The sequence below is a fragment of the Streptomyces sp. SM10 genome (assembly GCF_002910915.1).
GTDB lineage: Bacteria > Actinomycetota > Actinomycetes > Streptomycetales > Streptomycetaceae > Streptomyces.
Genome location: NZ_NEUF01000187.1, coordinates 36,243 through 47,072, shown reverse-complemented (window position 1 = coordinate 47,072; position 10,830 = coordinate 36,243). Strand labels below are relative to the sequence as shown.

Annotated in this window: 9 protein-coding genes; 4 read left to right on the top strand and 5 right to left on the bottom strand. The window is 70.3% G+C overall.

The genetic code is table 11. The annotated features are described in order from the left end of the window. Positions 1-18: 18 nt before the first annotated feature. Positions 19-1,362, bottom strand: a complete 1,344-nt coding sequence (locus B9S57_RS32680; protein WP_103760778.1) for a UDP-glucose/GDP-mannose dehydrogenase family protein — start codon at positions 1,360-1,362, stop codon at positions 19-21. A 185-nt stretch (positions 1,363-1,547) separates the two neighbouring features. Here B9S57_RS32680 and B9S57_RS32675 point away from each other — a divergent pair, with 185 nt between their 5' ends. Further along, positions 1,548-2,705, top strand: a complete 1,158-nt coding sequence (locus B9S57_RS32675; protein WP_103760835.1) for an acyl-CoA dehydrogenase — start codon at positions 1,548-1,550, stop codon at positions 2,703-2,705. Positions 2,706-2,771: 66 nt separating this feature from the next. Here B9S57_RS32675 and B9S57_RS32670 read toward each other — a convergent pair whose 3' ends face one another. Beyond that, on the bottom strand, positions 2,772-3,131 hold the full coding sequence (locus B9S57_RS32670) for a hypothetical protein (RefSeq protein ID WP_103760777.1): 360 nt from the start codon (positions 3,129-3,131) through the stop codon (positions 2,772-2,774). A gap of 499 nt (positions 3,132-3,630) precedes the next feature. Continuing rightward, positions 3,631-4,911: an LCP family protein gene (locus B9S57_RS32665; protein WP_103760776.1), complete on the bottom strand. Its 1,281-nt coding sequence runs from the start codon at positions 4,909-4,911 to the stop codon at positions 3,631-3,633. A gap of 119 nt (positions 4,912-5,030) precedes the next feature. On the opposite strand from B9S57_RS32665, the gene B9S57_RS32660 reads away from it, so the two are divergent. Both B9S57_RS32660 and B9S57_RS32655 read left to right on the top strand, forming a co-directional pair. Next, entirely contained in the window at positions 5,031-5,579 is a 549-nt protein-coding gene (locus B9S57_RS32660) for an acyl-CoA thioesterase (protein WP_103760775.1), read from the top strand. Between the two features lie 130 nt (positions 5,580-5,709). Next, positions 5,710-6,285 (top strand): TetR/AcrR family transcriptional regulator, encoded by a 576-nt coding sequence (locus B9S57_RS32655; protein ID WP_103760774.1) that lies wholly within the window; start codon positions 5,710-5,712, stop codon positions 6,283-6,285. Between the two features lie 86 nt (positions 6,286-6,371). Here the strand turns inward: B9S57_RS32655 and B9S57_RS32650 are convergent, their stop codons facing one another. Beyond that, positions 6,372-7,736, bottom strand: a complete 1,365-nt coding sequence (locus B9S57_RS32650) for an LCP family protein (protein WP_103760773.1) — start codon at positions 7,734-7,736, stop codon at positions 6,372-6,374. 327 nt (positions 7,737-8,063) lie between these two features. Between B9S57_RS32650 and B9S57_RS32645 the strand changes: the two genes are divergently transcribed. Then, positions 8,064-9,086, top strand: coding sequence for a glycosyltransferase family 2 protein (locus B9S57_RS32645; RefSeq protein ID WP_103760772.1), 1,023 nt, complete (start codon positions 8,064-8,066; stop codon positions 9,084-9,086). Positions 9,087-9,151: 65 nt separating this feature from the next. Here the strand turns inward: B9S57_RS32645 and B9S57_RS32640 are convergent, their stop codons facing one another. Continuing rightward, positions 9,152-10,801: an LCP family protein gene (locus tag B9S57_RS32640; RefSeq protein ID WP_103760771.1), complete on the bottom strand. Its 1,650-nt coding sequence runs from the start codon at positions 10,799-10,801 to the stop codon at positions 9,152-9,154. Positions 10,802-10,830: the final 29 nt, after the last annotated feature.

Genomic DNA, 10,830 nt, shown 5'->3' with positions numbered 1-10,830 from the left:
CCCGCATCGGTCTCGGGGTCAGGCCTTCGGGCGTCCCATCGCCCGGTACGTCCAGCCGGCCTCGCGCCACACCGCGGGGTCCAGTGCGTTGCGGCCGTCCAGGATGATCCGCCGTCCCGCGACCTCGCCCAGCGCCGTCACGTCCAGCTCCCGGAATTCGCGCCACTCCGTCAGGTGCAGCACGACGTCCGCCCCGCGCACCGCGTCCAGCGCCGTGTCCGCGTAGCCGAGGGTCGGGAAGAGCCGTCGGGCGTTGTCCATGCCCTTCGGGTCGAAGACCGTGACCTGGCCGCCCTGCAGATGGATCTGCCCGGCCACGTTCAGCGCCGGCGAGTCGCGTACGTCGTCGGAGTCCGGCTTGAAGGTGGCGCCGAGCACGGCGACGCGCGTGCCGAGGAACGAGCCCCCGCCCACCGCCTCGCGGGCCAGCTCCACCATGTGGCCGCGCCGGCGCATGTTGATGGAGTCGACCTCACGGAGGAAGGTCAGCGCCTGGTCGGCGCCCAGCTCGCCGGCGCGTGCCATGAAGGCGCGGATGTCCTTGGGCAGACAGCCCCCGCCGAAGCCGATCCCGGCCCGCAGGAACTTCTTCCCGATGCGCTCGTCGTGGCCGATCGCCTCGGCGAGCTTCACGACGTCGCCGTCGGCCGCCTCGCAGACCTCGGCCATCGCGTTGATGAAGGAGATCTTGGTGGCGAGGAAGGAGTTGGCGGAGGTCTTCACCAGCTCGGCGGTCGGGAAGTCCGTCACCACGAAGGGGGACCCCTCGGCGATCGGCCCGGCGTACACCTCGCGCAGCAGTTTCTCGGCCCGCTCGCTCTCCACCCCGATCACGAGCCGGTCCGGGTGCAGCGTGTCCTTCACCGCGAAGCCCTCGCGCAGGAACTCCGGGTTCCAGGCCAGCTCCGCGTCCGTGCCCACCGGCGCCAGCTCCGCCAGCCGGGCCGCCAGCCGGGCGGCGGAGCCCACCGGGACGGTGGACTTGCCCACGACCAGGGCGGGACGGGTCAGCTGCGGGGCCAGGGACTCGAAGGCGCTGTCCACGTAGCTCATGTCGCAGGCGTACTCGCCGTGCTTCTGGGGAGTGTTCACGCAGACGAAGTGCACATCGCCGAAGGCGCCGATCTCCTCCCAGGAGGTGGTGAACCGCAGCCGCCCCGTGGATCCCTCGATGCCCGCGACATGCTTCTGAAGGATCTCCTCGAGACCCGGCTCGTACATCGGCACCCGGCCGGCCGAGAGCATCTCGATCTTCTCGGGCACGACGTCGAGTCCGAGGACTTCGAAGCCCAGCTCCGCCATGGCCGCAGCATGGGTGGCGCCGAGGTAGCCGGTGCCGATCACGGTGATCCTGAGGGCCATGGGTGCTCCTGAACGATGCGGACAGACGTGCGGAGCCGAGCATATCCGTGGCGTGCGGAGCGCTGTTTTCCGGTCGCCTCCGGTCTGTCGGCAAGCTCACGTGCCCGGCCCGTATGCCTCGGCTCGGACGGGCCACTAAAATTGGGTTACTTAACGGTAGTTAGCATCCTTGGGGAGTGAACATCTTGGCGGGTTCGACCGATTTCGACCTGTACCGTCCGGCCGAGGAGCACGACATGCTCCGCGAGACGATCCGTTCGCTGGCCGAGGCGAAGATCGCTCCGCACGCCGCCGCGGTCGACGAGGAGGGCCGCTTCCCGAGGGAGGCGCTGGACGCGCTGGTCGCCTCGGACCTGCACGCGGTCCACGTCCCGGAGGAGTACGGCGGTGCGGGCGCCGACGCGCTCGCCACCGTGATCGTGATCGAGGAGGTGGCCCGCGTCTGCGCGTCCTCCTCCCTGATTCCGGCCGTGAACAAGCTGGGTTCGCTCCCGGTCATCCTCTCCGGCTCCGAGGACCTCAAGAAGAAGTACCTGGGCCCGCTGGCCAAGGGCGACGCGATGTTCTCGTACGCCCTCTCCGAGCCGGACGCCGGCTCCGACGCGGCGGGCATGAAGACCAAGGCCGTGCGCGACGGCGACTTCTGGGTCCTCAACGGCGTGAAGCGCTGGATCACCAACGCGGGCGAGTCCGAGTACTACACGGTCATGGCCGTCACCGACCCGGCCAAGCGCTCCAAGGGCATCTCGGCGTTCGTCGTCGAGAAGTCGGACGAGGGCGTCTCCTTCGGCGCCCCGGAGAAGAAGCTCGGCATCAAGGGCTCCCCGACGCGCGAGGTCTACCTCGACAACGTCCGCATCCCCGCCGACCGCATGATCGGCGAGGAGGGCACCGGCTTCGCCACCGCGATGAAGACCCTGGACCACACCCGCATCACGATCGCGGCCCAGGCACTCGGCATCGCGCAGGGCGCCCTGGACTACGCCAAGGGCTACGTCCAGGAGCGCAAGCAGTTCGGCAAGCCGATCGGCGACTTCCAGGGCATCCAGTTCATGCTGGCCGACATGGCGATGAAGCTGGAGGCGGCCCGCCAGCTCACCTACAGCGCCGCCGCCAAGTCCGAGCGCCTCGACGGCGACCTGACCTTCTTCGGCGCCGCGGCCAAGTGCTTCGCCTCCGACGTCGCCATGGAGGTCACCACGGACGCCGTCCAGCTCCTCGGCGGCTACGGCTACACCCGTGACTACCCGGTCGAGCGCATGATGCGCGACGCCAAGATCACCCAGATCTACGAGGGCACCAACCAGGTCCAGCGGATCGTCATGGCCCGCAACCTGCCGTAGCCTCACGCGCGCCGCAGCGCACCGAGGCCCCCCGGCGGACGCCGGGGGGCCTCGGTGCGTCGGGCGTCAGCAGTGCTTGGTCGCCCCGTTGTCGTTCAGGTTGCCGTCGTAGATCCACCCGTTGATCTGCGTGCCGTCGATGCGCGCGTGGGTCCAGGTGTTGCCCGCGGAGTTGACTACGTAGCAGTGGTAGTAGAGCTTCGCGCCGTAGACGGTGGCCGTCGTGGGGCAGCCCTCGTTCGGGCCGGTGCGCAGCGGCGCGGAGCTGCCGGACACGTATCCGTAGCCGGCGTCCTGGTTGGACCACGACGGGTGCGTGCACGCGTCGGCACCGGCGACCGCCGCGCCCGCGGTCGGAGCGGAGACGAGGGTCGCCGAGGCTGCCAGGAGGGGCAGGGCGAGTGCGGTCCACATCTTGCGTCTCATCGTGTTCCCCGTTCGGTGACCGGCCGCCGGGTTGCGGCCTTCGGTTCTGGACAGGACGTGACGCTAGAGGCCGGCGTGACGAAGGTGACAGGTCCATACCAGCCAGCAGGTTCCCGGGAGCTGAACACGGCGGAAAGGCGGCGCAACCTTCGCGGGCGGATGCTTGCGGTCTGCACGTATGTGCGGAGCCGGCTGTGCCGTCCGACCGGATCTGTTCCCTGCCCGCAGCCCGTGCGAGGGAGGAAGGCCGGCCTCCGCCGGGGCCCGCGGCCGAGAACGCCGCATGCGCAAGCGGAAGGGCGTCCTCATCCCGCGGAAGAGCTGCGGGCCGGCCCGTCCGCCGGAAAGGCCGTCGAACGGACGGCGCACCTCTCGCGCGGCCTCCGTGCGGGGCGGTGACACCTTCCCCCTGGCGCACCCTCCACGGGTGCGCCCGTACAGGCGGAGAGGGCGGGCCGGGGATCGACCCCCGGCCCGCCCTCTTTGCCTGTGCTCCCGGTCAACTGCCCTTGACCGTGACCTTCTCGTCGTTCTTCAGCTGCTCCACGAGCTGCTTGACCTTGTCCTTGTCCCAGACGAGGTTGCCGTTCACGCTCTGGCCCGTGAGCGGGATGTTCATCGACGTGCCCTCGCCGCCGGTGACGCCCTTCATCGCGAAGAACATGTTGCCGAGCGACCAGAGGGACATGTCCTTGTCCACGACCAGGGTGTCCAGGCCCGCGCCCATCGTCGGGTAGAGCTTGAACGGGTTGAGGATCGTCGACGGGGTCGCCGTCTGGGAGGCCAGGGCCGCGAGGAACTTCTGCTGGTTCTTCGTGCGGTCCAGGTCGCTGCCCGCGAAGGCGTACCGGGTGCGGACGAAGGCGAGGGACTGCTCGCCGTTCAGTGTCTGCTTGCCGGCCTGGAAGTCGGCGCCGGACTTCTTGTCCTTGAACGCCTTGGGGATGTCCATCTCGACGCCGCCGATGGCGTCCACGATGTTGGCGAAGCCGCCGAAGCCGATCTCGACGTAGTGGTCGATGCGCAGCCCGGTGTTGAACTCGACCGTGCGGACGAGCAGCTCAGGGCCGTCCTCCGCGTAGGCGGCGTTCAGCTTGGTCGTACGGCCGGTCCCCTCGAACTTCTTGCCGGACTCGGAGCCGACGAAGCTGGGGATCTCGACGTTCGAGTCACGGGGCAGCGAGATCAGCGTCGGGCCGCCGGAGCCGTCGTGCAGGATCATCATCGAGTCGGTCCGCTTGCCCTCGGCGGAGCCGGTGTGCAGCTTCTTCTTGTCCTCGGCCGTCATGCCCTCGCGGCTGTCGGAGCCCACGACCAGGTAGTTCGTGCCGTCGCCCTCGGAGGGACGGTCGATGACCTTGGAGAGGTCGACCTCACGCTTGAGCTTGCCGTCGGCCCAGAAGTACGTGCCGACGGAGACGGCGAGCACGACGACCACCAGGGTCAGGACGCCGACCTTGATCCTGCGGCCCCAGTCCGGGGCGGCGCGGGGCTGGACGTAGCCGCTGTCACCGCCGCGGCGGCCACCACCGCCCTGTCCGCCGCCCTGGCCGCCCCCGTAGACCTGGCCCGTGTTGTAACCGCTGTCGTAGCCGGGGGTCTCCCCGTAGCCGTCGTGGCCCTGACTCGGCTGCGGCGGGATCCGGGGAGGGGACTGCGGAGGCGCGGGGCGCCGCCGGACGTGCGGCATGGCGCGGGCGCTCTCGGGCTGCGGGCTCGCACTGCCCCGCCCGTAGCGCTCGTCGGGTCCGCCGTTGCGTCCTTCGGGCCAATCGCTCATGCGGTCCAGTGTGCCGTCTCGCCCTGTGGCTCTTACAGGGTGTGCGGGAGATCGGGTCACGGCTGTTGCGAAGCTGATGCAATGCAACCGGGTGCAAGCCCCCGCATAAGGTGGACGGCATGACAGATCAGCCCCAGCCACCGGAGGGCGATATTCCGGCCAAGCCGACCTCGGCCTCCCGCACCACCCTCAGCCACATCATGACCGGCAACGACACCAACCTCCTGGGTACGGTGCACGGCGGTGTGATCATGAAGCTGGTCGACGACGCCGCCGGAGCGGTCGCGGGTCGGCACTCCGGCGGTCCGGCCGTGACGGCCTCGATGGACGAGATGGTCTTCCTGGAGCCGGTTCGCGTGGGTGACCTCGTCCACGTCCGTGCCCAGGTGAACTGGACCGGCCGCTCCTCGATGGAGGTCGGCGTCCGTGTCATGGCCGAGCGGTGGAACGAGTCGACCCCCGCGCAGCAGGTCGGCAGCGCCTACCTGGTGTTCGCCGCCGTCGACGAGGAGGGCAAGCCCCGCGCCGTACCGCAGGTGGCGCCGGAGACGGAGCGTGACAAGCGGCGCTACCAGGAGGCCCAGATCCGCCGCACGCACCGCCTCGCGCGGCGCCGCGCGATCAAGGAGCTGAGGGAGCGGCGCGCCGCCGAGGGCATCGACGACTGATCTCTCCTCTCCTTCCGGTGGCTCCAGGGCGGCTCAAGGCTGACTCCCGGGCGGTGGACGCTCCGGCGGGGCCGGTGGCCGACGCCGGGTGTATCGATGCTTGATTGACTAGCGGTGCTAGGATCTGTTCATGTCGCTACGCGAACGCAAGGAACGTGAGCGGGCCGCCCGCAACGAGCTGATCGTGACCACCGCCCGGGAGCTCGCCGAGGCGCACGGGTGGGACGCCGTCACGACGCGCCGGCTCGCCGAGCAGATCGAGTACAGCCAGCCGGTCCTCTACAGCCACTTCCGCGGCAAGAAGGAGATCGTGGGCGCGGTCGCGCTGGAGGGGGTCGCCGAACTGACGGCGGCTCTGCGCGCCGCGGTGCACCCGGAGCCCACGGCCCGGGAGTCGGTGGTGGCACTGGCCCGCGCCTACACCGACTACGCCCTGCGCCATCCCGCCGTGTACGACGCGATCTTCAGCCTCGACAACGGACTCCTGTACGCCGACGAGGCCACGCCCGCGCCGTTGCGCGAGGCGTTCCAGGCGATGCTGGACCCGCTCGCCGGCCATGCCGGTCCCGACGAGCCCGGGCTCTTCGTCGAGACGTTCTGGGCCGCGCTGCACGGGCTGGTCGCCCTCACCCGCGCGGGGCGGCTGCCCGCGGACCGGGTCCAGGACCGCCTCACGATCCTGGTCGACCGCTTCGTCCCCCGCTGAGAATGCCGGGGCAGGCAGGCAGGCAGGCAGGCAGGCAGGCAGGCAGCCCGCCCCGGTCACGGGCGGACCGACCGCGCCGGCCCCGGTCACGGGCAGACCACCTGGTCGCCCGTGACCGAGCCGAACTCGCCCCGCTGCGGATCCTCGGCCTTCACCCGCTTCACCTTGGTGAAGTCCGAGCCCGCCGTGACCTCCATCGTCGCGCCCTGTCCCTTCACCGCCCTCAGCTCGCAGCCGGGCAGTGCCGTGGCCAGGGACTTCGCCGACCGGTCCCACCGCGGGTCGTAGGTGACCTGGGTGCGGGTCAGGTTGCTCGGTCCGCCGTTCAGCGGGGCTCGGGTGGTGTTGAATCCGGTGGCGCGCAGGGCCGCGTCGACGTCCTGGCCCAGCCCGTCCTTGGGCGTCCCGTTGTAGACCTGCACCCGGATCTGTTCCGGGGCCACGTCGACGAGCGTCGCCCTGGGCTGCTTCGGCACGTGCGGGGCGAGCGGCCGGTCCTCGCGCAGGGCCTGGAACATCTTCTTCGACTCCGCGGCGTCCCACTTCACGGTGGAGCCGATGCCCTTGACCGGGAAGCCCTTCTCCTCGAGGGGGACGGAGGCGAATTCGGACGAGGCCGGGGTGAAGCCGCGCATGGCCTTGCCGAGCTCCAGCATCTGCTCCGTACCGAAGCCCTTGTCGGCGCGGACCGACTCGAGCATCGACGCGGCGACCTGCTGGAACTTCATCGGGTTCATCAGCACACCGCTGCTGGTCGTCTGCTTGATCAGCGCGGCCATGAACTTCTGCTGGCGCTGCATCCGGCCCAGGTCGGCCGCTCCGTCGAGGTGCCGGGAGCGCACGTACTGGAGGGACCGGCCGCCGTCGAGCCGGTGGGTGCCGGCGGTCAGGTCCAGCCCGGTGTAGGAGTCCTTGAGCGGCTTGGCGGTGCAGATCTCCACCCCGCCCAGGGTGTCGACCGTCTTCATGAAACTGGTGAAGTCGACCTCCAGATAATGGTCGATCTTGACACCCGTCATCTGCTCGACCGTCCGCACCGTGAGGTGGGGTCCGCCCTCGGCGTAGGCGGCGTTCAGCTTCACCGGATGGGCGGAGTGTTCCTTGCCCGTGGTGCCGTCGGTGTGGGCCGGGAGCTCGGCGTAGCTGTCGCGCGGAAGACTGACGACGCTGGCCCGCTGCTTGTCCGCCGAGACGTGGACGAGCATGAGGGTGTCGGTGCAGTGGCAGGGGGCACCGCCCAGCCTGTACTTCTTCTTCTCCGCCGGGGTGATCTTGTCGCGGCCGTCGGTGCCGACGAGCAGGAAGTTCATCCCGTGGCCGCCCTGAGGGCGGTTCTTCATGTCCTTGAACGGGTCCACCCGGTCGATCCCCGTCTCCAGGCCGCTCACCACGGCATGGCCGATCCCGCCGGCGCCGAGCACCAGCACGGAGAGTCCGGTGGCGACCCGCATGCCCCACCGGGGCGGCGGCTTCCGCGCGCCGGCCCGCTTCCGTGGCGTGGCGCGGCCGCCGGGCTTCGTCGAGGTCCTGCGCTGCGGTGAATCGGTGCGGGGGTGCGGTGGACGGGGCGATCGGTGCGGTGTGGGCACGAGGGACACCTCCGCGGTGCGAGTGGGACTTTCGCACGGTAGGCCCATACGATCTGCGGACCGGGGAGAGACCCGGCGGCGCGCGCCGCTGTCCCCCGTTCGCGGTAACGTGGCGGCCGAGTCACGCCGCCTCCTGGGGTGCGAAACCCCCCGGAACCCTGGCACCCCCGAGGACCCCCCGAGGACCACATGTCTGCCGCGCAGTACCCCGCCGTCTCCGTGATCATGCCGGTGCTCAACGAGGAACGCCATCTCCGGAACTCGGTCCGGCACATCCTGGAGCAGGAGTACGCCGGCGAGATGGAGGTGGTGATCGCACTCGGCCCCTCGGACGACCGTACGGACGAGATCGCCGCCGAGCTGGTCCGGGAGGACTCCCGGGTCCACACCGTCCCCAACCCGACGGGTCGCACCCCGGCCGCGCTCAACGCCGCGATCAAGGCGTCACATCACCCGATCGTGGTACGGGTGGACGGCCACGGCATGCTCTCGCCGAACTACATCGCGACGGCGGTCCGGCTCCTGGAGGAGACCGGCGCGCAGAACGTCGGCGGCATCATGCACGCCGAGGGCGAGAACGCCTGGGAGGAGGCCGTCGCCGCGGCGATGACCTCGAAGATCGGCGTCGGCAACGCGGCCTTCCACACCGGCGGGAGCGCGGGCCCGGCCGAGACCGTGTATCTGGGTGTGTTCCGCAGGGAGGCGCTGGAGCGGGCCGACGGCTACAACGTGGAGTTCATCCGCGCCCAGGACTGGGAGCTGAACTTCCGCATCCGCGAGGCGGGCGGCCTGATCTGGTTCTCGCCCGAGCTGAAGGTGCAGTACCGCCCGAGGCCCAGCGTGCGCGCCCTCTCCAAGCAGTACAAGGAGTACGGCCGCTGGCGCCACGTCGTGGCCCGCTACCACTCCGGCTCGATCAACCTGCGCTACCTCGCCCCGCCGGCCGCCGTCTGCGCGATAGCGGCCGGCATCGTCGTGGGCGCCGCCGTCACCCCGTGGGCGTTCGTCGTGCCCGCCGGATACGCCGCGGCCATCGTCGCCGGGTCGCTGCCCGCCGGGAAGGGCCTGTCCCTGAAGGCGCGGGCGCAGATCCCGGTGGCCCTGGCCACCATGCACATGTCGTGGGGGTACGGCTTCCTGACCAGTCCCCGCTCGCTCGCGAAGAAGGTCATCGCCAGCCGCCGCCCGGCCGTCCGGGAGCAGCCGGTCTGACCGCCTGGACCTGCGAGAAGGGCCCCGCCGGCGGCGCCGGCGGGGCCCTTCTCGCACCTACGGCGTCACCAGGTGTAGTTCGGGTTGACGTGCATGCACGCCTCCTCGTCCGCGCCGTTGAGGGGGTTCGCCGAGTCCGGCGTCTTCTCCTCGGCGGCCTTGGCCGGGTACGCCTCGTCCTTGCGCCAGTCGGCGCCCACGGCCAGGACGATGCCCGAGACGTCGGTCGACTTCTTCACCTGGGAGACCGGGATACCGAGCGCCTTGGCGGCCGCCTGGGCGTCGCCTTCCAGGTCCGCGCTGGGATAGAGGAGGCCGGTCCTGGCGGCGGGCTCGACGTTCTGCGAGTCGACCGACGCCTTGGCGAAGCCCGCCTCCGTGAGCAGGTCCTTGACCGTGCTCGCACGGCCCTGGGCGGGCCCGAGGGTGTCCGTGCCGGTGGCGTTGCGCACGCTGACCGCGATCTCGTCGGCGGGGGCCGCCGCATCCTCGGTGACGGGCGTCTTGCGCTTGGACGCCTTGCCGTCCAGCGGGATGTCCTCACGGATCATCCGGAACACCTGCTCGGCCTCGTCGGCCTTCGGGTACACGCGCCCGGCGAAGTTCCCCGTGCCGTAGACGTTGGGCATGGTGGTCATCGTGATGCGGTCGGTCGGTGCCTTCTTGAGCTCCCCGGCCAGGTCGTAGAGCTTCTTGACCGTGTCGAGGCCCTTGTCGACCGTCAGCGCGCTGGTGGCCGCCTCGGCGAGGTCCATCAGCTTTCCGGGGTCGGTGAGCTTGGTGCCCGTGCGCAGCTCGCGGACCATCGAGTTCAGGTACTGGTGCTGGGCCTTGGTCCGGCCGAGGTCCGTGTTGTCCTCGAAGCCGTAGCGGGTACGCAGCCACTGGAGGGCCTGCTCGCCCTTGACCGACGTGGTGCCCTCCTCCAACTTCAGCCCCGATCCCTTCCCGTCGCTGCTGCGCGAGTGCACGTTGGCGTCGACACAGACGGGGACACCGCCGACCGCGTCGGCCATGGAGACCACACCGGCGAAGTCGATCATCATGAAGTGGTCGATGGTGATGCCGGTCAGCTCGTACCAGGTGGCCACCGCGCAGCCGGGGCCGCCGCGGCCGAGGCTCTCGTTGGTCTGGACGTCGAGCGTGCTGGCCGCGTAGACCTTGCCCGAATCGGGGTCGGTGCACTTGGGCATCTTCAGCATGGTGTCGCGCGGCATGCTGACGACCGAGATGTTGCTGCGGTCCGCGGAGAGGTGGAGCAGCATCTGCACGTCGGCGAGCGGCGTGCCGCCGAAGGTCTCCTTCGCGCCGCCCAGCTTCTGGTTGGCCTCGGAGTCACGGGCGTCGGACCCGATGAGCAGGATGTTCAGAGGGGTCTGTCCGGCGGCGTTGGCCTTGTGGTCGGCCATGTCCTTGTCGCCGAGCGTCAGATCCGCCTTCTTGATGTTCCCGTTGAGGTGCTTGTAGTACACGTAACCGGCGCCGCCGGTGCCGAGTATCAGCAGCGCGAGGACGGACGCCACCCAGCGCAGTACGCGCCGCTTACCGCTCTTGGGGGCTCGGCGGTCGGGCCGTACCGGTGATCCGTGCTCCGGCGGGGCGGAGCTGCCGCGCCGGCCGTGGCCGCTCCGTCCGGCCCGGCCTGCGGGGGTGTCCGCCCCGTCGCGACGGCCACGCGGCCGTGTCTCCTTCCCGCGCACACTGCTCCGTCCCACCAGGACCCCCCTGCTTCTCAGAATTCCGC